We start from the raw sequence: 20776 nt of genomic DNA, 5'->3' as shown, positions 1-20776 counted from the left end.
CCGGCCCCGCGCACGGGGCGGTTCGGCGTACCGGGGTCAGACGCCGATGTTCTTGCCGTCCTTGCGCCACACCGACACGACCGCCGGGCGGACGATCTTGCCCGGTCCGTCTGGCCATACCGACTGCGGCTTCTCGACGGACGCGCCGTCGATCTCGCCCGGGTGCTGCACGGCGACCAGCACGCGCTTGTCCTGGACCAGCGGACCGCAGGTCTCGGCGCCGCGCGGCACGGTGAGGAACTGCTTGAGCTCACCGCGGCGCTCACCGGCGGTGGCGACGCCGAACAGGCCGTCGTGCGAGCCGAGCTGGTTGCCGTCCGTGGAGATCCACAGGTTGCCGTGCGGGTCGAAGGTCACGTTGTCCGGGCAGGAGATCGGGCTGACCTTCTCCTTCGGGAAGCCCGCGAAGAAGGTCGACGGGTCCTTCGGGTCACCGGCGACGAGGAACAGCCGCCAGGCGAAGCCGTCGCCCGCCGGGTCGTCGAAGTTCTCGGCGAGCTCCAGGATCTGGCCGTGCTTGTTCTGGTTGCGCGGGTTGGGCTCGGTGGCGCCTTCCTTGCCCGGCTTGCCGCGGTCGGTGTTGTTCGTCAGGACCACGTAGACGCGGCCGGTGCGCGGGCTCGGCTCGATGTCCTCGGGGCGGTCCATCTTGGTGGCGCCGACCTTGTCACCGGCCTCGCGGGTGAAGACGAACACCTCCTCGGCGCTCATGCCGGGCACGTGCGAGACGTTGCCGGAGGGGGCAGCGGTGGCGAGCTTGATCCAGACGCCGGAACCGTCGAACTGGCCGTCCTCGGGCAGCTTGCCGGAGCCGTCGAACTGCTCGGCCGGGGAGTCGCCGCTGAGCTTGGCGACGTAGAGGGTGCCCTCGTCGAGCAGCGTGAGGTTGTGCTCCTTCGCCGCGCGCGAGTCGCCCTTCTTCATCTGCTTCGAGGAGACGAACTTGTAGAAGTAGTCGAAGCGCTCGTCGTCGCCCATGTAGACGACCGGACGGCCGTCCTCGGTGAGCCGGGGCTGGGCGCCCTCGTGCTTGAAGCGGCCGAGCGCGGTGCGCTTGCGCGGGGTGGAGTCCGGGTCGTACGGGTCCAGCTCGACGACCCAGCCGAAGCGGTGGGTCTCGTTGGGCTCCTGGACGCAGTCGAAGCGCTTGTCGAACCGCTCCCACTTGCGCTCGGTGGCGCCGGCGGTCACGCCGTAGCGCTTCAGGCGGGCGGCCTCGGCCGGGTCGGTGACCTGCCCGGCGTTGGCGAAGTACTGGTTGAAGTTCTCCTCGCCGTGCAGGGTGGTGCCCCACGGGGTGGTGCCGCCCGAGCAGTTGTTGAGCGTGCCGAGCACCTTCGTACCGGTCGGGTCGGCGGAGGTCTTCAGCAGCGGGCTGCCGGCGGCCGGGCCGGTGAGGCGGAACTCGCTGGTGGCGGTGAGGCGGCGGTTGAGCTGGTGGCGGCCTACCGCCGTCAGCTTGCCGGAGCGGTGGTCCTCCTGGACGACTACGACGCCGAGGCCGTGCGCGGCCCAGGCGATCTCGACCTGCTCGCGGGTCGGGTTCGCCGGGTCGTAGCCCTTGAACATCAGGTTCTCGTCGGTGTACTCGTGGTTGGCCACGAGCAGCTGCTGGCGCTCGTAGCCGCTGCCGAGCGGGAGCAGGCTGAGGAAGTCGTTGTTGTACCCGAACTGCCCGGCCTGGGCGGCGGCGCTCTGCTTGTCCGGGTTGAACCCGGGCGCGCCCTTGACGATCGGGTCGCCCCAGCGGATGACCACGTTCTGGTCGTGGCCCTCGGGGACGGTGACGCGGTCGTCGGTGTTCGGCGCGACGGCCTTGAAGCGCAGGCCGCGGGCGGCCTCGCCGGTACCGGCCTTGGGGTCGGCGGTCGGGGTCGCCTCGGCGGACTGGCCGCCGCCCGCGCCGAGGGTGACGGCGGTGCCGGCGGCGGTCGCCATCGTCACGATGGCGGCGGAACGCAGCATCGAGCGGCGCGAGTAGGCGCGGGCTATGACGTCGCCGACGTACTCGTTGTCGCTGGTGTTGGGCACCTCGTGGAAGCATGCGTCGCCGCAGCGGTAGCGGCAGGTGAGAGCGGAACGGCCGCTCCCATGCGGGTTGCCGAGGAGCGGCAGGAGCTTGCGCACGAGGTGTCCTCCGGTGAGTGCACGGCGCCGACAGCGTGTCGGTACGAATCAGCGGTGACGCTAGGCGGGGGGTGCGCCGGGGCGGCGGCGCCGGAGTGAACGCCGGATGAACCCGGCACGGCGGAGCGGCAGTTCGGGCGGAGCGGCCGAATCCCTGGTTGGCTGGGCGCCACGAATGACGCCCCTGCCGAAGTTCCAGCCAAGGGGCCGATAACCTTACGTGTCCACTCTGGGCAGGGATCAACCGCGCAGCACGGACAAATGACTCACACACTCATGCGAAAGGCCTGGCCCATGGGTATTCGGAGCTTGTTGCGCAAGGTGTTCGGACGGTCTGCCGAGCCGGTTCCGGAGACGTCGGACTCCTCCACCTCGGCGGCGGTCCCCAGCCAGGCGGAACGCAACCCCCTGGACGCGGCCGCCGAACTGGTGGCGGCCTCCTTCGACAACCCCACCGTCCCCCCGCAGTCCGCGCCCCGGGACCGCGAGCCGGGTACGGTGCTCACCGCCCCGACGCCGGTGGCGGACCCGACCGTCCCGGAGGCCCGCCGCCCGTCGCCTCCGGCGGCTGCCGAGACCCCCTCGGAGCCCGCCGCCGCGGCCGGCGTACCGGCCCAGGCGGAGGCGCGCCCCGAGCCCGCCCCCGCCGAGCCGGAGCCCGTACGGGCCGACGCGGAGCCCGAAGCCACCGAGCCGGAGGCCGACGTACGGGCCGAAGCCGTCGCCGCCCAGGCGGAGCCCGAGGCCGAGGCCGCCGAGCCGGAGACCGTACGGGCCGACGCGCAGCCCGAGACCGCCGAGCCGGAGGCCACCCCGGCCCAGGCCACGGCGGAACCCGAGCCCGCACCCGCCGAACCGGAAGCCGCCGCCACCCACGCGGAGCCCGAGGCCGCTGAGCCGGAGGCCGAGCCCGCCGCCAAGGCGGAACCCGAAGCCGCCGAGCCGGAGGCCATCACCGCTGACGCGGAACCCGTAGCCACCGAGCCCGAGGCCGAGCCCGCCGCCGAGGCGAAGCCCGTAGACACCGAGCCCAAGGCCGCACTGGCGGTAGCCGCCGCCACCGACGCGGAGCCCGAGGCGCCGGCGAAGCCCAGGGCGAAGCGCGCCGCCAAGGCGAAGCCCGCGGCCGCCCCGGCCCAGGCCGTCACCGCCGACGCGGAGCCCGAAGCCGTCGAGCCCGAGGCTGCGGCCCCGGAGGTGGCCGCCGAGGCCGAACCCGAGGCGAAGCCCGCCGCCAAGGCGGAGCCCGAGGCCGTCGAGCCCCAGGCCGTCGCCGCCGACACGGAATCCCGGACCGACGCCCCGGCGGAGTCCGGCGCCGGCACCGGCGCCGAGCAGGGTCCCGCCATCCCCGCGGCAGCGGTACGGCGGCGGGCGGCCGGTGTGGCCGCCCCGTACAAGGCCGCCGCCCAGGTGCTCCGCACCAAGGGCAGGACCGGCGCCCGCGCCAAGGTGTACCTGGTGCTGGACCGCTCCGGCTCCATGCGCGGTTTCTACAAGGACGGCAGCGCCCAGTACCTCGCCGACCACACCCTCGCCCTGGCCGCGCACCTCGACGAGGAGGCCACCGTCCACACGGTGTTCTTCTCCACCGAGGTGGACGGCACCGCCGAGCTGACCCTCGACGACCACGACGCGGCCTGGGTCGAGACCCGGCACGCCGAGCTCGGCCGCATGGGCCGCACCAGCTACCACGTGGCCGTGGAGGCCGTCCTGGAGCGCTACCGCAAGGACGGCGGCAGCGGCCCGGCCCTGGTCGTCTTCCAGACGGACGGCGCGCCCGACAACCGCCAGCCCGCCCGCCAGGCCCTCACCGACGCGGCGGAGACCGCCCCCGAGGTGCACTGGCAGTTCGTCGCGTTCGGCGACCACGACAACAAGGCCTTCGACTTCCTGCGCAAGCTGGACGCCGAGAACGCCGGCTTCTTCCACGCCGGCCCGGCCCCCGCCGACCTGACCTCGGCCGCCCTCCTCAAGGGCGTCCTGGAGCACTTCTAAAAGACTCCGCGAAAACGCCGAAGGCGGCGCCCCCTCCACCCGGAGGGGGCGCCGCCTTCACGCGTTACGGCGCTGCGGCGGCGGATCAGCCGCGCGGCGACCCCGCGTCCGGGACGACCGCGTCCGACACCGGCCGCTCCGAGCCGGAGGCGGCGGACTTCGTCTCGACCGGCTTGCGCAGCGCGATGTTCAGCTCGCGCAGACGGGACTCCTCCAGCACCGTCGGCGCGCCCATCATCAGGTCCTGGGCGTTGCCGTTCAGCGGGAAGGCGATGGTCTCGCGGATGTTCGGCTCGTCGGCCAGCAGCATCACGATGCGGTCCACGCCCGGGGCGATGCCACCGTGCGGCGGGGCGCCGAGGCGGAACGCGCGCAGCATGCCCGCGAACTCCCGCTCGACCGTCTCGGCCTCGTAACCGGCGATCTCGAAGGCCTTCAGCATGACCTCGGGCTCGTGGTTGCGGATGGCGCCGGAGGACAGCTCGATGCCGTTGCAGACGATGTCGTACTGCCAGGCCAGGATGTCGAGCGGGTCCTTCTCCTCCAGGTCCTTCATGCCGCCCTGCGGCATCGAGAAGGGGTTGTGGGAGAAGTCGATCTTGCCGGTCTCCTCGTCCTTCTCGTACATCGGGAAGTCGACGATCCAGCAGAAGCGGAAGACGTTCTCCTCGAACTGCCCGGCCCGCTTGGCCGCCTCCACGCGCACGCCCGACATGATCTTGGAGACCTCGTCGAACTCGCCCGCGCCGAAGAACACCGCGTGCCCGGCCGCCAGGCCCAGCCGCTCGGTGAGGACCTTGACGTTCTCCTCGGTGAGGAACTTGGCGATCGGGCCGGTCAGGGCGCCGTCCTCGCCGACGCGCACCCAGGCCAGGCCCTTGGCGCCCAGCGAGATCGCGTACTCGCCGAGCCCGTCGAAGAACTTGCGCGGCTGCCCGGCGGTGTCCGGGACGGCCAGCGCGCGCACGTGCTTGCCGGCGAACGCCTTGAACTCCGAACCCGCGAAGACGTCGGTGATGTCGACGAGCTCCAGCTTGGCGCGCAGGTCGGGCTTGTCGTTGCCGTACTTCAGCATCGACTCGCGGAACGGGATCCGCGGGAAGGGGGAGGTGACCTCGCGGCCGTTGCCGAACTCGGTGAAGAGCTCGGTCATCAGGCGCTCGATCGGCTGGAAGACGTCCTCCTGCTCGACGAAGGACATCTCGACGTCGAGCTGGTAGAACTCGCCCGGCGAGCGGTCGGCGCGGGCGTCCTCGTCGCGGAAGCAGGGCGCGATCTGGAAGTACCGGTCGAAGCCGGAGATCATCAGCAGCTGCTTGAACTGCTGCGGCGCCTGCGGCAGCGCGTAGAACTTGCCCGGGTTCAGGCGGGAGGGGACGACGAAGTCACGGGCGCCCTCGGGGGAGGTCGCGGTGAGGATCGGGGTCGCCATCTCGTTGAAGCCGAGGGCCACCATCTTGGAGCGGATCGACGCGATGACCGCCGAGCGCAGCATGATGTTGCGGTGCATGCGCTCGCGGCGCAGGTCGAGGAAGCGGTACTCCAGGCGCCGCTCCTCGTTCACCCCGTCGTCCGTGTTGATCGTGAAGGGCAGCGGGGCGGCGGCGCCCAGCACCTCGACCTCGGCGGCCTCGATCTCGATCTCGCCGGTGGGCAGGTCGGGGTTGACGTTCTCGGCGCCACGGGAGACGACCTTGCCGTCGACCCGCACGACCGTCTCCTTGGACAGCTTGTCCAGGACGGCGGCGGCCGCGGTGCCGGGGCGGGCGACGAGCTGCGTGATGCCGTAGTGGTCACGCAGATCGATGAAGAGGATGCCGCCCAGGTCTCGACGATTGTGCAGCCAGCCGCTCAGCCGGACGTCGGAGGCGACGTCGGAGGCACGGAGCTCGCCGCACGTGTGGGACCTGTACCGATGCATCAGTCATCCAGTTCTACGCGATACCAGGGTGGATTCAACCGTCCCAAGGTTACCGTCCGGGCGGGCCGCCCGGCGGGCGCGCCCGGAGAGGGCGGTGAACAGGCACCCCGGTGGGATCACCTGTCAAAATGACCGGGTGCGCACCGAGGACGTCCTGGCCGCCATCGCGACCGGCCTGTGGCGATGGGACAACGCCTCCGGGACGGTCACCCTCGACGGCGAGGCCGCCCGGCTGCTCGGGCTGCCCGCCGAGCCCGTCACCCTCCCGGAGGTGGCCGTACGCTCCCGGTTCCACCCGGTCGACTGGAACGAGATCAACGGCATCGTGAACCTGGCGGTGGCCGAGGACACCCTCGCCGAGGCCCGGCTGCGGATCATGGACGAGGACGGACGCGTGCTGCGCACCGTCCGCAGCCGCAGCAAGCCGGTGGAGAACCGGTGCCCCGACGGCCGCGTCGACTACGAGCTGATCGGCACCATCCAGGAGATCGCCGAGCCGCAGCCCGGCACCACGGCCGTGCACACCACCATCACCGGCGACTGGCGCCGCTCCCGCGAGGCCTTCCTGCTGGACGCGGGCCGGGCGCTGGCCGAGGCCCGCTCCACGGAGGAGGTGCTGCGGGTGGCGGCCTCCCTGTCGATGCCGGGCTTCAGCCCGGACGGGCTGGCCGTCTTCGGGGTATCGGGCGAGCGGCTGTCGGTCATCGGGCACCACGGGCACGAGCCCGGGGAGGAGAGCCCCTTCGCGGACATGCGGCTGGACACGGACTACCCGGCGGCCGAGGTGGTCCGGACCGGCCGGGCGATCTACCTGCCCACCCCGGAGGAGTACCGGGAGCGCTTCCCGGTCACCTGGCCGCTGGCCCGGCGCTTCGGCCGGGTCTCGTGGGCCTTCCTGCCGCTGATCGTGGCCGGGCGGACCATGGGCGCCTGGATGGCCGCCTTCAAGCACCCGGTGACGTTCTCGCCCGACGAGCGCTCCGTGCTGACGACGGTGGCCCGGATGCTGGCCCAGGCCCTCCAGCGGGCCGGCGTCGCCGAGTCCGAACGGGAACTCACCACCGGTCTCCAGCGGTCGATGATGCCCCAGCTGGGGCCCGAGATCCCCGGCATGGCCATCGCCGCGCGCTACGTCCCGACCGGCGGCGGGCTCCAGGTGGGCGGGGACTGGTACGACATGATCCCGCTGCCCTCGGGCCGGTTCGCGCTGGTCATCGGCGACGTCCAGGGGCACGACGTACGGGCCGCGGGCCTGATGGGGCAGCTCCGGATCGCCGTACGGGCCTACGCGTCCGAGGGGCACCGGCCGGACGCGGTGCTCTCGCGGGCCTCCCGCTTCCTGGCCGGGCTCTGCTCCTCCCAGGAGTCGGACCCCGCCGGTTCCGGGGACTCCGACTACCAGAGCCCGCGCTTCGCGACCTGCCTGTACGTGGAGTGCGACCCGGAGACCGGCCGGCTGGAGGTGGCCCGGGCCGGGCACCCCGACCCGGCGGTCCGGATGCCGGACGGCACCGTCCTGATGCGGCCGACGGCGGGCGGCCTGCCGCTCGGCATCGTTCCGGACACCGACTACCCGACGACCCGCTTCGCCCTGGAACCCGGCGAGACGATGATGCTCTGCACCGACGGGCTGATCGAGACCGGCGGGCACGACCTGGACACCGGCTGGGCCCGGCTGCGGTCCGTGCTGGAGTCCTGGGCGCACGAGGCGCAGAGCCTGGAGGAACTGGCCGACCAGCTGGTCCAGGCCGTGCACGGGCCCTCTTCGCACCACACCACCGGCCCGCTGGCCGACCGCCGCGAGGACGACATAGCCGTGCTGCTGCTCTGCCGCGAGGGCGCGGCCCGCGGCTGCGGCACCCCCGACCCGCACGGGACCCGGCCCGCGCGGCGCACGGTGCTGACGGTGGCGCAGGCGGAGCCGGAGCGGATCGCGGGCGCGCGGCGCCAGGTCCGGGAGCTGCTGCACGACTGGGCGGACGCCGACCAGGTGGACTCGGCGGTGCTGATGGTGTCCGAGATGGTGACCAACGTGCTGGTGCACACCGACGGCGACGCGCTGCTGGTCGCGGAGGCGGCCGGCGAGCTGGGCACACGGCGGCTGCGCGTCGAGGTCGCGGACGCCAGCGACGAGCTGCCGCACAAGCGCCACCCCGGTGAGATGGCGTCGAGCGGGCGCGGGGTGCTGCTGATGGAGATGCTCGCCGACACCTGGGGGGTCGACCCCCGGGGCGCCGGCAAGTCGATCTGGTTCGAGCTGTACGAACGCTCGAAACCGGACGAGGACGAGGGCGAAGACGAGGCCGAGGACGCGGCCACGCGGTAGGCCCGCCCCGCCGCCGGAACGGGGCGGGGGCACCCCTGGCACCCTCACCCCCGGGAAGCGGACCCCTGCGGACCCGCTCCCCTGTGAACCCCCCGCGCTACTTCGTGCGCTCCGTGGTCGGGATCCGGCCGAGCCGGCCCGCCTGGAAGTCGTCGAAGGCCTGCTGGAGCTCGTGCCGGCTGTTCATGACGAACGGGCCGTAGTGCGCCATCGGCTCACGGATGGGCCGGCCGCCGAGCAGGACGACCTCCAGGTCCGGGGCGTTGGAGTCCTGGGACTCGTCCGCCCGTACCGTGAGCGAGCCGCCCGCGCCGAACACCGCGGTCCGTCCGGTCTGGACGGGCCTGCGCTCCTCGCCGACCGTGCCGCGCCCGGCCATGACGTAGGCGAGGGCGTTGAAGTCCTCGCGCCACGGCAGGGTGACCTCGGCGCCGGGGGAGACGGTGGCGTGGATCATCGTGATCGGCGTGTGGGTGATGCCGGGGCCCTGGTGCCCGTCCAGCTCACCGGCGATGACGCGGAGGAGGGCGCCGCCGTCGGGGGTGGTGAGCAGCTGGACCTGGCCGCCGCCGATGTCCTGGTAGCGCGGCGGCATCATCTTGTCGGAGGCCGGGAGGTTCACCCACAGCTGGAGGCCGTGGAAGAGCCCGCCGGACACGACGAGGGACTCCGGCGGGGCCTCGATGTGCAGGAGGCCGGACCCGGCGGTCATCCACTGGGTGTCACCGCCGTTGATGACTCCGCCGCCGCCGTTGCTGTCCTGGTGGACGAAGGTTCCGTCGATCAGGTAGGTGACGGTCTCGAAGCCGCGGTGCGGGTGCCAGGGGGTGCCCTTGGGCTCGCCCGGCGCGTACTCCACCTCGCCCATCTGGTCCATCATGATGAACGGGTCGAGGTGCTGGTAGTCGATCCCGGCGAACGCGCGGCGCACCGGGAACCCCTCGCCCTCGAAACCGCCCGGGGCCGTGGACACGGCCACCACCTTGCGCGCCTGGGCCGCCTGGGGCGCGGCCACGCGCGGAAGGGTCAACGGGTTCTCAACAGTCACTGCGGGCATGGTCAGGACCTCCTTCTGGCATCGACTTTAGTTGAAAGTCGAACTTTCTGCCACACCGCAGAGAACAGCCCCCACCCCCGTCGCATTCCCGGTCGCACCACCGGGGCAGCAGCAGGGGCGTGGCCAGGATGAGCAGCCCCGCCGCCGCGAGGGCGGTGCGCGGGCCGGTGAGGCCGGCGAGCAGCCCGCCGAGCGCGGTGAGGAGCGCGATGGACGCCTGCTGGCCGATCGACCAGGCCGACAGGGTCCGGGCGACCAGGTGCGCGGGGGTCTGTTCGAGCCGGTAGGTGGCCAGCACCGGGGTGAAGAGGCTCATGTTGACGATGATCGCCAGCTCGACGGCCATCACCGTGACGAGCCCGGCCACGCCGGGACGGACGAAGGCCAGCCCGATCAGCCAGACGGCGCGCAGGGTGCCGACGGTACGGAAGACCCGGCGCCGGCCGAAGCGGGCGGCGACCGGGCGGGCCAGCCGCGAGCCGACCAGGCCGCCCAGGCAGGGGGCGGCGAAGGCGAGGGCGTACTGCCAGGGCGGGAACCCGAGCCGGCCGAGCAGGAGCACGGCCAGCAGCGGCTCGGTGGCCATGATCAGACCCCCGACGAACAGCTGGTTGAGGTAGAGGCCCCGCAGGCCCGGGTGACCCAGGATGTGCCGCCAGCCGTCGAGCAGCCCGCCGCCCCGGCCCGCGCCCGCGACGGCCCTCGGCGGGGGTTCCTCCCGGCCGCGGATCGCGGCGATGCCGAGCGCCGAGAGCAGGTAGCTCAGCGCGTCGGCCACCACGGTGACCACCGGCCCGAACAGGCCGATGGCCGCCCCGCCGAGCGGGGGCCCGACCGCGATGGAGCTCCAGTTCGTCGACTCGAACCGGGCGTTGGCGACGAGCAGGTCGTCCGGCCCGACGAGGGCCTTCAGGTGGGCGCCGCTCGCCGCGTTGAACGCGGTCTTGGACGCGGCCACGACGGCCGAGACCACCAGCAGCTGGACGAACCCGAGCCGGCCGAAGGCGTAGGCGACCGGGATCGTCGCCATCACCGCGCACCGGACCAGGTCCGCCGCGATCATCACCGGGCGCTTGCGCCGGAACTCCACCCACGGCCCGAGCGGCACCGCGAGCAGCGCCCCCACCGCGGGCCCCACCGCGGACAGCACGGACACCTCGGCGGGGCCGGCCCGCAGCACCAGGACGGCGATCAGCGGCAGGGCCCCGAACCCCACCCCGGACCCGTACGCGCTCACCGCGTAGGCCGCCCACAGCCAGCCGAAACGCCGCCCCAGCCGTCTCCTGGCCATGCCGGGCCCCCCATCCGCACAAACCGACGTTGACCCGTGGGACCCAACCGCGCGGGACCACCGCAGGTCAAACAACCGATGCGCCGACCCACCACAACCACCGGTTGTTCACTAGGGTGGGCCGGCATGGACCTCGAAGCGGTACGGACCTTCGTCGCCGTCGCGGAGGCGGGCCAGTTCCAGCGGGCCGCCGCCGACCTGTCGATCACCCAGCAGGCCGTCTCCAAACGCGTCGCCGCGCTGGAGCACACCCTCGGCGTGCGGCTGTTCACCCGCACCCCGCGCGGCGCCGAACCCACCATCGACGGCCAGGCGTTCCTGCCCCACGCGCGCGAGCTGCTGCGCGTCGCCGAGCGCGCGGCCGCCTCCGTACGGGGCGGCCACCGCCCGCTGCGCGTCGACGTGATCAACTCACGCGGCGCGGGCTCGGGCCTGCTGCGCGGCTTCCACCGCGCGCACCCCGGTATCGAGCTCGACGTGCTGATGCTGTTCGAGATCGAGGCGGCCGTCACCGCGCTGCGCTCGGGGGCCATCGACGCGTCGTTCCGCGCCGTCGCCGCGCCCGGCCGGCCCCTGCCCGAGGACATCGAGTCCGTCCGGGTGCTGGACGAGCCGCTCCAGCTGCTCACCGGCCCGGCCCACGCGCTGGCGGGCGCCCGGTCGGTGCCCCTGGCCCGGCTCACCGGGCACCGGATCTGGATGCCCGGCATCGTCCCCGGCACCGAGTGGGGCGCCTATTACGACGACCTCGTCGCCGAGTACGGGCTCACCATCGAGGCCACCGGCCCCAACTTCGGCTCCGACGCGCTCCTCGACACCGTCGCCGACACCCCGGCCCTGGCCACCTTCATGGGGGAGCACACCCGCCTCATCTGGCCCGCCGGTCACGGCCTGCGCCGCATCCCGGTGACCGGCCCGACGCCGGTCTACCCGCACTCGCTGCTCTGGCACCGGGACAACCCGCACCCCGGCCTGGCCGCGCTCCGCGAGCACCTGGCCACCACGGCACCCGGCGCCGCCGGGACCTGGGTCCCGCGCTGGACGCTCCCGCGCTAGCCGTACATGCGGCGCATGGCGAAGTCGACCATCTGCTCGACCGCCTTGGCGTCGAAGACCATCCGGTGGTCGCCCTCCATGTCGAGGACGAAGCCGTAGCCGGTGGGGAGCAGGTCGATCACCTCGGCGCCGGTGATCACGAAGTACTTCGAGTCCTTGCCGGCGTACCGGCGGAGCTCCTTGAGCGTGGTGAACATCGGGATCACCGGCTGCTGCGTGTTGTGCAGCGCGAGGAACCCCGGGGTGTCGCCGCGCGGGCAGTAGACCTTCGAACCGGAGAAGATCTGCTGGAAGTCCTCGGCGGACAGCGACCCGGTGGTGAAGGCCCGTACGGCGTCCGCGAGCGAGGGCGGGGACGGCTCGGGGTACAGCGGCGGCGCGTAGCCCTGCTGGGGCTGCGCGTACTGCTGCTGGGCGCCCGGGTTCTGGTCGTAGCCGTACATGGGCCGAAGCCTACCGAGGCCGGGAGCCGCCCGGGCCGAGACCGCCCTTTAGTGAGGAGAGGAACGGTTCCCACGCCGCCGCCGTGAGGACGAGGACGTCCCCGCCGGGCCGCTTGGAGTCTCTGACGGGGACGAACCCTGTGACCCCGTCCGCCACCTCAACGCATGTGCCGCCCTCGCTGTTCGTATAGCTGCTCGTGCGCCAGCGCGCCGCGCTCAAGTTGGTTTCCCTGCTTGCCATTTCGGTAGTCCTCTGCGGCCGCCTCCATCATGGCGAGGGACGCCTCCGGCGGTAGCGCGACGGCCCTCAGCAGATCGTACGACCTTCGGTACCGCTGCACGCTGGCCGGATCTTCGACGGTCAGACCGCTGTGCAGCGACTCCGTATAGACCAGCGGCGGTGCGGCGGCGAAGGTCATGATGAGGGTGATGCCCGCTGACATGAAAGGGTGCGCTCCGACGTTCCACGGAACGATCTGTGGAACGATGCGCCGCCGCCGCACCAAGGCCGCGATGTGGTCGAGCTGCGCCGCCATCAACTCGGGCGCGACGATCGGCAGCCGAAGCAGCGATTCGTGCATCACGACCCAGTACGCAGGCTTCGTGTGGTCGCCGTCGAAGAGTGCCGCCCGTGACAGCCGTGCCTGGATCAGCACGTTCGTCTCCTCGGGGTGTTCCAGCGGGCTTTCGGCCTTCGCCAGCGCACGCGCGTAGTCAGCCGTCTGCAACAGCCCCGGGATGGCGTTCGGACACCACTCCTCGATCGTCTCGGCGATCTTCTCCGCCTCCAAGACCTTCTCGGCGTAGTCGGTATGGCCAACGTGACGGGCCTTGCGCGCGTCCTCGCAGCACCGCTCGAAGAATCCGTCCGTGCCCAGCACACGGTCCACGTGCCGAGCCAGGTCCAACGGCATTCGGCGCTGAGCCCGTTCGATCTCGCTGAGGTAGCTCACTCCGTAGTAGCTGCCCTCGACGGCCTCTTCGAGTGTGAGGCCCAGCCGCTCCCGTTTCCAACGGAGTTCCTTGCCGTAGAACGCCGGAACGCTCGCCGAGCCGTCGATCTCCTTGCGTCGGGCCACCTTCGCCTGCCTTCCACACTTCGCGCTGTGGACTGGAAACCCTTCCCACGGTACGGCGATGGGCAGCAGCCTGTGAGGGGTTCGTCACACTCCGCACAGAACGGAACCCCCATGAGCGACCACACCGCCGACCGCGTAGCGATCACCGCCCTCACAGAACTCCGCACCGCGCTGGCCTCGCACGGGATCACGCTTCCCTCGCTGGACCTGCACCTCCCCTCGTACGCCGCGATCGGCACCACCCGCCCGCCCCTGATCAGCCTCGGCAACTGCAGCGCCGCCACCGCGCAGCGCCTCGCGGACGTGCTGGCCGGCCGGTGACGCTCACCATCCGGCTGCGCGCCGTACCGCAGGCGGCCCCCCTGCTGCGGCACGCCGTACGGGAACACCTCGGGGCCCGGGACTCCCCCGACGCGGAGCTCTGCGTCACCGAACTGCTGGCCAACGTGATCGCCCACCTCGGCGAAGGCACGCCCGTCACGCTGCGGATCACCGGAAGGGCAACCCGTACGCGGGTCGAGCTCACCGACCCCGATCCGCACACCCGCCCCGTACACCGCCGCGCGGAGCCGGACGAGGAATCCGGGCGGGGGCTCGCCCTGGTGGCGGCGCTGGCGCTGCGGTGGGGGGTGGTGCCGCGGCCGGACGGCAAGACGGTCTGGTGCGAGCTGCCGAGAGCAGCGTCACAGTCCCGGCGGTAAGGGTTGCGCGTTATTACCGGCGGGTAGCATCATGACATTACCGATTGGTATGTACGAGGAACCTGTCTCCCCGAGCCTTAACGGAGCCGTCGCCATGGGGCACTACAAGTCGAATCTCCGCGACATCGAGTTCAACCTCTTCGAGGTACTCGGCCGCGACAAGCTGTACGGCACCGGTCCCTTCGAGGAGATGGACACCGAGACCGCCAAGAGCGTCCTCTCCGAGCTGACCCGCCTCGCCGAGAACGAGCTGGCCGCCTCCTTCGAGGACGCCGACCGCAACCCGCCGGTCTTCGACCCCGCCACCAACACCGCCCCGGTCCCGGCCTCCTTCAAGAAGAGCTACGAGGCCTTCATGGAGTCCGAGTACTGGCGGCTCGGCCTGCCCGAGGAGATCGGCGGCACCACCTCGCCCCGCTCCCTCATCTGGGCCTACGCGGAGCTGCTGCTCGGCGCCAACCCGGCCATCTGGATGTACTCCTCCGGCCCGGCCTTCGCCGGGATCCTCTTCGAAGAGGGCAACGAGGCGCAGAAGAAGGTCGCGCAGCTCGCCGTCGAGAAGCGCTGGGGCTCCACCATGGTCCTGACCGAGCCGGACGCCGGCTCGGACGTCGGCGCCGGCCGCACCAAGGCCGTCCAGCAGGACGACGGCTCCTGGCACATCGAGGGCGTCAAGCGCTTCATCACGTCCGGTGAGCACGACATGGAGGAGAACATCCTCCACTACGTCCTCGCCCGTCCCGAGGGCCACGGCCCCGGCACCAAGGGCCTGTCCCTCTTCCTCGTCCCGAAGTTCCACTTCGACTGGGAGACCGGCGAGCTGGGCGAGCGCAACGGCGTGTACGCGACGAACGTCGAGCACAAGATGGGCCTCAAGGCCTCCAACACGTGCGAGATGACCTTCGGCGACCGCCACCCCGCCAAGGGCTGGCTGATCGGCGACAAGCACGACGGCATCCGCCAGATGTTCATGATCATCGAGTTCGCCCGCATGATGGTCGGCACGAAGGCCATCGCGACGCTCTCCACCGGCTACCTGAACGCCCTGGAGTACGCCAAGGAGCGCGTGCAGGGTCCGGACCTGGCCAACTTCATGGACAAGACGGCCCCCAAGGTCACCATCACGCACCACCCCGACGTGCGCCGCTCCCTCATGACGCAGAAGGCGTACGCCGAGGGCATGCGCGCCCTCGTCCTGTACACCGCCTCCGTCCAGGACACGATCCAGGTCAAGCAGGCCGCGGGCGAGGACGCCTCCGCCGAGATCGGCCTGAACGACCTGCTCCTGCCGATCGTCAAGGGCTACGGCTCGGAGAAGTCCTACGAGCAGCTCGCCCAGTCGCTGCAGACCTTCGGCGGTTCCGGTTACCTCCAGGAATACCCGATCGAGCAGTACATCCGCGACGCCAAGATCGACACCCTCTACGAGGGCACCACGGCGATCCAGGGCCAGGACTTCTTCTTCCGCAAGATCGTCCGCGACCAGGGCGCCTCGCTGAACGTCCTCTCCGAGACGATCAAGAAGTTCCTCGCCGAGGGCCCCGGCGGCGACGACCTGGCCCCCGCCCGCGACGCCCTCGCCAAGGCCGCCGTGGACCTGGAGGCCATAGTCGGCCAGATGATCGTCGACCTCACCGCCACCGGCGAGGACGTCAAGAACATCTACAAGGTCGGCCAGAACACCACCCGCCTGCTGATGGCCTCCGGCGACGTCGTCGTCGGATACCTGCTGCTCAAGGGCGCGGCCGTGGCCGCCGAGAAGCTCGCCACCGCCTCCGCCAAGGACGTGGCCTTCTACACCGGCAAGATCGCCGCCGCGAAGTTCTTCGCCGGTCAGGTGCTGCCGGGCGTCTCCGTCCAGCGCGCGCTGGCCGAGTCGGTCGACAACTCCCTCATGGAGCTGGACGAGGCCGCCTTCTAGCCGGCTCCGCTCCCCCCGCGCGCACGCGCTGAGCGCACAGCGGCCGGGCCTTCCGCACGGAGGCCCGGCCGCCGGCGCGTGCGAGGCCGCCCGCCGGGTGTGCCGCGTGCGCCACGTGTGACGAGCCCCCCACCGGGGGCGTTCTCCGATGTCGGCCGTTCATGGGACGCTCGTAGGCATGAGTCCACAGGAGCAGCACACCAGCAGGGGGTATTCCGTCCCCACCGGGCGGCCGTACGCCCTCAAGGAGCTCCAGGCGAACGTGGGCGCCCTCGGCGACCGGATCACCGAGCTCTACGACGGCGCGCACCCGGCCGAGTACGAGCCCGTCGCCGACGCCCTCTACATCGCCTTCCGGACGGCCTCCGCCCTCGCCCCCGCCAAGAGCTACACCGGCTGCCCCGAGCACCCCAACGGCGCCCTCGACCCCGAGGCCCCCGAGGGCTGGGGCCGCTGCCTGATCTGCAACGACCGGCGCCGCCTCGGCCGCCGACTGCACGGCGGCCGCGCCGCGGGCCCCGCCCCGGCGGGCGAGCAGCGGCGCCTGGGCTACCCCGTGCCCGAGCCCCCGTACACGCTCGACGTGCTCCGCCGGTACCTGCGCGCCATCGACGAGCAGCGCTTCCACCTCACGCTCGGCTCGCCCGACCAGGACTTCGTGCGCATCGCCGACGACCTCCACCGGGCCTTCATCGTCGCCCGCGAACTGTCCCGGCCGCGCGGCGCCTCCGGCTGCTCCGAGCACCCCGGCGCGCCCGTCGACCCCGATGCCCCGCCCGGTGAGGCCTGTATCTTCTGCGCCGGACGCAGAAGACGCGCGCAGCGCCCGCCGCAGACCCCCGAGATGCTCCCGCGCATCCGCCGGGGCGAGCGCCGACAATTGCAGCGCAGATTCGAGCGCCCACCGGGCTGAGAACGACGGGACCGCGGGGCCAAACAGCCCCTGGCCCCCTGCCGTTCCGGCTATCCGCCGCGGCCCGGACATGGCGAACACGACCGTCGTTAAGGTGAACCACATGAGCTCTCCCGCCCGCTTCGACCGCGGCCACACCGACGACCTGATGACCTTCCTGACGGCCAGTCCGTCGCCGTACCACGCCGTGGCCAACGCGGCGGAGCGGCTGGAAAAGGCAGGCTTCAGGCAGTTGTCGGAACAGGACGCCTGGGACTCGGGCACGGGAGGCCGGTTCGTCCTGCGCGGCGGCGCGCTCATCGCCTGGTACGTACCGGAAGGCGCGGCCCCGCACACCCCCTTCCGGATCGTCGGCGCGCACACCGACTCCCCCAACCTGCGGGTCAAGCCGGTCCCGGACACGGGCTCGCAGGGCTGGCGGCAGGTCGCCGTGGAGATCTACGGAGGCACCCTGCTCAACACCTGGCTCGACCGCGACCTCGGCCTCGCCGGGCGGCTGAGCCTGCGCGACGGCACCGAGCGGCTGGTGAACGTGGACCGCGCGCTGCTGCGCGTACCCCAACTCGCCGTGCACCTGGACCGGTCGGTCAACACCGACGGCCTCAAGCTGGACAAGCAGCGCCACATGCAGCCCATCTGGGGACTCGGCGACGCGCGCGAGGGCGACCTGATCGCCTTCCTGGAGGAGGAAGAGGGCCTGGCGCAGGGCTCGGTGGCGGGCTGGGACCTGATGGTCCACTCGATCGAGCCGCCCGCCTACCTGGGCCGCGACCGCGAGCTGCTGGCCGGCCCGCGCATGGACAACCTGCTGTCGGTGCACGCGGGCGTCGCCGCGCTCGCCGCCGTCTCGGCGAACCCGGCTCTGGACCACATCCCGGTGCTGGCGGCCTTCGACCACGAGGAGAACGGCTCGCAGTCCGACACCGGCGCCGACGGGCCGCTGCTGGGCAACGTGCTGGAACGTTCTGTCTTCTCGCGCGGCGGCAGCTACGAGGACCGGGCACGGGCCTTCGCCGGCACCATCTGCCTCTCCTCCGACACCGGGCACGCGGTGCACCCCAACTACGCGGAGCGGCACGACCCTTCGCACCACCCGCGCGCCAACGGCGGCCCCATCCTGAAGGTCAACGTCAACCAGCGGTACGCGACGGACGGCAGCGGGCGCGCCGTCTTCGCGGGGGCCTGCGAGCGGGCCGGGGTGCCGTGGCAGACGTTCGTCTCCAACAACTCGATGCCCTGCGGAACCACGATCGGCCCGATCACGGCCGCCCGCCACGGCATCCAGACGGTCGACATCGGCGTCGCGATCCTCTCGATGCACTCCGCCCGCGAACTGTGCGGCGCCGACGACCCGTTCCTCCTGGCCAACGCCCTCCTGTCCTTCCTGGAGGGCTGAGCGGCCCGCGTGCCCGGCCGGCCGCTTCTCGGAGACGGGCGGCCGGGCACGCGGGTGCGCGGGGTCAGGCGTCCAGGCCGGCCAGGACCAGCGGCAGGCGGGTGGCGCCGTCCGGGGTGACGCTGACGGGGACGCCCCAGTCCTGCTGGTGGACGTGGCAGGCCGGGTACTCGTTGGCCGGGTCGTCGTCGCAGGAGGCGGCCATCGCCGACACGTGCAGGACCCCCTCGGTGACGTCCGGGTTCAGCGCCAGCTCGCGGAACAGGTCCGTGCCGGGGCCCTCGCCCGCCGTGAGGAGCTCCGGCGGGGTCGAGGAGACCAGCAGCCGGGTGGAGGGCCCGTAACGGGTGTCGAGCTTCTGCCCGGCCGGGGCCTGGAAGACCACGTCGAGGCGGAGCGTGCCGGGGGCCACGTCGGTGGCGGCCCGCCGGGTGCGGTGGGCGACCGCGTCGACCCGTACGGCCTCCTCGGGCAGCCGCAGCCGGGTCAGCCGGTGCCGGGCCGACTCCACGACCACGATGTCCTCGCCGACGAGGACGGCGTCGCTGGGCTCGCGCAGATCGGTGGCGAGGGTGGTGACCTGGCCGGTGGCGGGGTCGTAACGGCGCAGCGCGTGGTTGTACGTGTCGCAGACCGCGACCGAGCCGTCCGGCAGGGCGGTCACCCCGAGGGGGTGCTGGAGCAGGGCCTGGGCGGCGTCGCCGTCGCGGTGGCCGAAGTCGAACAGACCGGTGCCGACAGCGGTGCGGACGGCGTAGCCGTCGCCGTCGGGCTCCACGTAGCGCAGTGCGCTGGTCTCGGAGTCGGCGATCCACAGCCGGTCCCCGGCGGCGGACAGCCCCGACGGCTGCGCGAACCAGGCCTCGGCGGCCGGGCCGTCCACGAGCCCCTCGTTGGTCGTCCCGGCGGCCACCGCGACCGTGCCCGTCTGCGGGTCCCACGTCCACAGCTGGTGCACGCCCGCCATGGCGATCCACACCCGGCCCCGCCACCAGGCCACGTCCCAGGGCGAGGAGAGGTCCACCTCCAGGGCCGGGCCGGAGGTGGGCGAACCCTGCCACCACTGCCGGCCGGTCCCGGCGACGGTCTCGACGGCGCCGGTGGCGGGGTCGTACGTCCGCAGCGCGTGGTTGACGGTGTCGGCGACGACCACCCGGCCGTCGGGCAGCAGCGCCAGACCCTGCGGCTCGCTGAAGGCGTCCGGCCCGAAACCGCGCTCCCCGCCGCCGACGCGGCGTACGACGCTCTCCCCGTCCGGGGCCAGCTCCACGAGCTGGTGCCGCGTGGAGTCCGACACCAGCAGGTTCCCGCTGTCGAGCAGCAGGGCCTTCCCGGGGAAGCGCAGGTCGGTCGCGACCGGCTCGGGCGCCACGTACGGCCCGTCACCGCGCCGCAGCGTCCCCTTGGCGGCGTGCTCGGCCTCCAGCTCCTCCACGAGCCGCTCGATGGCGTGCGCGTGCCCCTCACCGGCATGCTGCGCGACGACGTACCCCTCGGGGTCGATCACCACGAGCGTGGGCCACGCCCGCACCGCGTACTGCTTCCAGGTGGCCAGCTCGGGGTCGTCGAGGACGGGGTGGTGCACCCCGTACCGCTCGACGGCGTCCACGACCGCCGCGTGCTCTGCCTCGTGCACGAACTTCGGCGAATGCACCCCGATGATCACCACGGTGTCCCGGTGCTTCGCCTCCAGCTCACGCAGCTCGTCGAGGACGTGCAGGCAGTTCACACAGCAGAAGGTCCAGAAGTCGAGGATGACGATGCGCCCCCGCAGATCGGCCAGGCTGTAGGAGACCCCTCCGGTATTGAGCCACCCCCCCTTGCCGATCAGCTCGGGGGCACGGACTCGGGCACGGCGGGGTGCGGGCGCGGCAGCATTCATGCCCCCAAGAGTGCCACCTGCGCCGAAGTGCACCCGAAGGGGTGACGACAGCCCGCAGGCCGCCGTGCGAGCCTGGCCGCAGGTACCGAAGGAGGCGTACGGGATGACCACCGCGGACGCCTCCGGCGCGGGAACCGGCCCCGAAAGGGCGCTCAAGCACGCCGTGCGACGGGCCCGGGGCGGGCGGGACGAACTCGTCGAGGGCGTCGTCGGCTCCGTGTGTCCCGACTGGGGTCACGAGTCCGCTCGGGACAGCGTCCGTACGCGGCTTTCGGGCGTCGTGGAAGCGCTCGGCTGCATGATGGGCTCCGGTGATCTGGATCTGCCCGGATCACCGAACTGGTACGTGCCCGACATCGCCGTCGTCCCCGAGGACATCACGCGCGGCGCCGCGTCCCTGCTCCCCGACCAGACGCTGCTGATCGTCGAGATCACCTCCGAGTCCGACGCCGAGACCGACCGCGTCGTCAAGCGGAAGCGGTACGCCGAGTACGGCGCCCCCCTCTACCTGCTGGTCGACCGGCTCGACAAGACCGTCACCCTCTTCTCCGGCCCCGGCCGGCTCGGCTACACCGGGGTCGACGGGCCCCACCCCTTCGGGACGCCGGTGCGGCTGCCGGAGCCGTTCGGGATCGAGCTGGACACCAGCGGCCTCTGACGCCGGT

General features: G+C 72.2%; 17 protein-coding genes. 9 read left to right on the top strand and 8 right to left on the bottom strand.

What is annotated here, in order from left to right; translation table 11 throughout:
• Window positions 1-36: 36 nt before the first annotated feature.
• Window positions 37-2127 (bottom strand): PhoX family protein, encoded by a 2091-nt coding sequence (locus tag ACZ6ZT_RS13900; protein WP_469719190.1) that lies wholly within the window; start codon window positions 2125-2127, stop codon window positions 37-39.
• Window positions 2128-2421: 294 nt separating this feature from the next.
• On the opposite strand from ACZ6ZT_RS13900, the gene ACZ6ZT_RS13895 reads away from it, so the two are divergent.
• Window positions 2422-4125: a VWA domain-containing protein gene (locus ACZ6ZT_RS13895; protein WP_469719188.1), complete on the top strand. Its 1704-nt coding sequence runs from the start codon at window positions 2422-2424 to the stop codon at window positions 4123-4125.
• Window positions 4126-4210: 85 nt separating this feature from the next.
• Here ACZ6ZT_RS13895 and aspS read toward each other — a convergent pair whose 3' ends face one another.
• Window positions 4211-6046: an aspartate--tRNA ligase gene (gene aspS / locus ACZ6ZT_RS13890; protein ID WP_469719185.1), complete on the bottom strand. Its 1836-nt coding sequence runs from the start codon at window positions 6044-6046 to the stop codon at window positions 4211-4213.
• 136 nt (window positions 6047-6182) lie between these two features.
• On the opposite strand from aspS, the gene ACZ6ZT_RS13885 reads away from it, so the two are divergent.
• Complete coding sequence (locus tag ACZ6ZT_RS13885) at window positions 6183-8372, top strand: SpoIIE family protein phosphatase (RefSeq protein ID WP_469719182.1); 2190 nt, start codon at window positions 6183-6185, stop codon at window positions 8370-8372.
• Window positions 8373-8469: 97 nt separating this feature from the next.
• Here ACZ6ZT_RS13885 and ACZ6ZT_RS13880 read toward each other — a convergent pair whose 3' ends face one another.
• A complete protein-coding gene (locus ACZ6ZT_RS13880) occupies window positions 8470-9429 on the bottom strand; it encodes a pirin family protein (RefSeq protein ID WP_469719179.1) in 960 nt (319 codons plus the stop codon).
• The gene (locus tag ACZ6ZT_RS13875; RefSeq protein ID WP_469719177.1) at window positions 9410-10720 is read right to left on the bottom strand and encodes an MFS transporter; all 1311 of its coding nucleotides are present in this window, start codon (window positions 10718-10720) and stop codon (window positions 9410-9412) included. The genes ACZ6ZT_RS13880 and ACZ6ZT_RS13875 overlap by 20 nt, the downstream gene beginning before the upstream one ends.
• A 126-nt stretch (window positions 10721-10846) precedes the next feature.
• Here ACZ6ZT_RS13875 and ACZ6ZT_RS13870 point away from each other — a divergent pair, with 126 nt between their 5' ends.
• Window positions 10847-11776, top strand: coding sequence for a LysR family transcriptional regulator (locus tag ACZ6ZT_RS13870; RefSeq protein ID WP_469719175.1), 930 nt, complete (start codon window positions 10847-10849; stop codon window positions 11774-11776).
• Here ACZ6ZT_RS13870 and ACZ6ZT_RS13865 read toward each other — a convergent pair.
• The 3 genes from ACZ6ZT_RS13865 to ACZ6ZT_RS13855 are packed head-to-tail and all read right to left on the bottom strand — an operon-like array spanning window position 11773 to window position 13298.
• Entirely contained in the window at window positions 11773-12219 is a 447-nt protein-coding gene (locus tag ACZ6ZT_RS13865) for an SseB family protein (protein WP_469719173.1), read from the bottom strand. The two genes, ACZ6ZT_RS13870 and ACZ6ZT_RS13865, sit on opposite strands and share 4 nt — an antisense overlap.
• Before the next feature lie 10 nt (window positions 12220-12229).
• On the bottom strand, window positions 12230-12460 hold the full coding sequence (locus ACZ6ZT_RS13860; RefSeq protein WP_469719171.1) for a DUF397 domain-containing protein: 231 nt from the start codon (window positions 12458-12460) through the stop codon (window positions 12230-12232).
• A complete protein-coding gene (locus tag ACZ6ZT_RS13855) occupies window positions 12378-13298 on the bottom strand; it encodes a helix-turn-helix domain-containing protein (protein ID WP_469719169.1) in 921 nt (306 codons plus the stop codon). Before ACZ6ZT_RS13855 ends, ACZ6ZT_RS13860 begins: the two co-directional genes overlap by 83 nt.
• 111 nt (window positions 13299-13409) lie before the next feature.
• Here ACZ6ZT_RS13855 and ACZ6ZT_RS13850 point away from each other — a divergent pair, with 111 nt between their 5' ends.
• The 5 genes from ACZ6ZT_RS13850 to ACZ6ZT_RS13830 all read left to right on the top strand — a co-directional run bounded on the left by ACZ6ZT_RS13850 (window position 13410) and on the right by ACZ6ZT_RS13830 (window position 18229).
• A complete protein-coding gene (locus ACZ6ZT_RS13850; protein ID WP_469719167.1) occupies window positions 13410-13619 on the top strand; it encodes a hypothetical protein in 210 nt (69 codons plus the stop codon).
• The gene (locus tag ACZ6ZT_RS13845) at window positions 13616-13999 is read left to right on the top strand and encodes an ATP-binding protein (RefSeq protein ID WP_469719165.1); all 384 of its coding nucleotides are present in this window, start codon (window positions 13616-13618) and stop codon (window positions 13997-13999) included. The genes ACZ6ZT_RS13850 and ACZ6ZT_RS13845 overlap by 4 nt, the downstream gene beginning before the upstream one ends.
• A 94-nt stretch (window positions 14000-14093) precedes the next feature.
• Window positions 14094-15920, top strand: a complete 1827-nt coding sequence (locus ACZ6ZT_RS13840; RefSeq protein ID WP_469719635.1) for an acyl-CoA dehydrogenase — start codon at window positions 14094-14096, stop codon at window positions 15918-15920.
• 178 nt (window positions 15921-16098) lie between these two features.
• Entirely contained in the window at window positions 16099-16833 is a 735-nt protein-coding gene (locus ACZ6ZT_RS13835; RefSeq protein ID WP_469719163.1) for a hypothetical protein, read from the top strand.
• Between the two features lie 103 nt (window positions 16834-16936).
• The gene (locus ACZ6ZT_RS13830; protein ID WP_469719160.1) at window positions 16937-18229 is read left to right on the top strand and encodes a M18 family aminopeptidase; all 1293 of its coding nucleotides are present in this window, start codon (window positions 16937-16939) and stop codon (window positions 18227-18229) included.
• A gap of 64 nt (window positions 18230-18293) precedes the next feature.
• Here ACZ6ZT_RS13830 and ACZ6ZT_RS13825 read toward each other — a convergent pair whose 3' ends face one another.
• The gene (locus ACZ6ZT_RS13825) at window positions 18294-20111 is read right to left on the bottom strand and encodes an NHL domain-containing thioredoxin family protein (protein ID WP_469719157.1); all 1818 of its coding nucleotides are present in this window, start codon (window positions 20109-20111) and stop codon (window positions 18294-18296) included.
• A gap of 103 nt (window positions 20112-20214) precedes the next feature.
• Between ACZ6ZT_RS13825 and ACZ6ZT_RS13820 the strand changes: the two genes are divergently transcribed.
• Window positions 20215-20769, top strand: a complete 555-nt coding sequence (locus ACZ6ZT_RS13820; protein ID WP_469719154.1) for a Uma2 family endonuclease — start codon at window positions 20215-20217, stop codon at window positions 20767-20769.
• Window positions 20770-20776 lie beyond the last annotated feature (7 nt).

The sequence above is a fragment of the Streptomyces sp. NPDC102258 genome (assembly GCF_055584685.1).
Note: the sequence above shows the minus strand (reverse complement) of the source record. Positions and strands in the feature narration are given on the sequence as shown.

Bases quoted from the DNA above. Each gene is read 5' to 3' on its own strand.
- ACZ6ZT_RS13895 (WP_469719188.1), top strand. From the start codon at position 2,422: ATGGGTATTCGGAGCTTGTTGCGCAAGGTGTTCGGACGGTCTGCCGAG.
- aspS (WP_469719185.1), bottom strand. From the start codon at position 6,046: ATGCATCGGTACAGGTCCCACACGTGCGGCGAGCTCCGTGCCTCCGAC.
- ACZ6ZT_RS13880 (WP_469719179.1), bottom strand. From the start codon at position 9,429: ATGCCCGCAGTGACTGTTGAGAACCCGTTGACCCTTCCGCGCGTGGCC.
- ACZ6ZT_RS13875 (WP_469719177.1), bottom strand. From the start codon at position 10,720: ATGGCCAGGAGACGGCTGGGGCGGCGTTTCGGCTGGCTGTGGGCGGCC.
- ACZ6ZT_RS13870 (WP_469719175.1), top strand. From the start codon at position 10,847: ATGGACCTCGAAGCGGTACGGACCTTCGTCGCCGTCGCGGAGGCGGGC.
- ACZ6ZT_RS13865 (WP_469719173.1), bottom strand. From the start codon at position 12,219: ATGTACGGCTACGACCAGAACCCGGGCGCCCAGCAGCAGTACGCGCAG.
- ACZ6ZT_RS13860 (WP_469719171.1), bottom strand. From the start codon at position 12,460: ATGGCAAGCAGGGAAACCAACTTGAGCGCGGCGCGCTGGCGCACGAGC.
- ACZ6ZT_RS13850 (WP_469719167.1), top strand. From the start codon at position 13,410: ATGAGCGACCACACCGCCGACCGCGTAGCGATCACCGCCCTCACAGAA.
- ACZ6ZT_RS13840 (WP_469719635.1), top strand. From the start codon at position 14,094: ATGGGGCACTACAAGTCGAATCTCCGCGACATCGAGTTCAACCTCTTC.
- ACZ6ZT_RS13835 (WP_469719163.1), top strand. From the start codon at position 16,099: ATGAGTCCACAGGAGCAGCACACCAGCAGGGGGTATTCCGTCCCCACC.
- ACZ6ZT_RS13830 (WP_469719160.1), top strand. From the start codon at position 16,937: ATGAGCTCTCCCGCCCGCTTCGACCGCGGCCACACCGACGACCTGATG.
- ACZ6ZT_RS13825 (WP_469719157.1), bottom strand. From the start codon at position 20,111: ATGAATGCTGCCGCGCCCGCACCCCGCCGTGCCCGAGTCCGTGCCCCC.
- ACZ6ZT_RS13820 (WP_469719154.1), top strand. From the start codon at position 20,215: ATGACCACCGCGGACGCCTCCGGCGCGGGAACCGGCCCCGAAAGGGCG.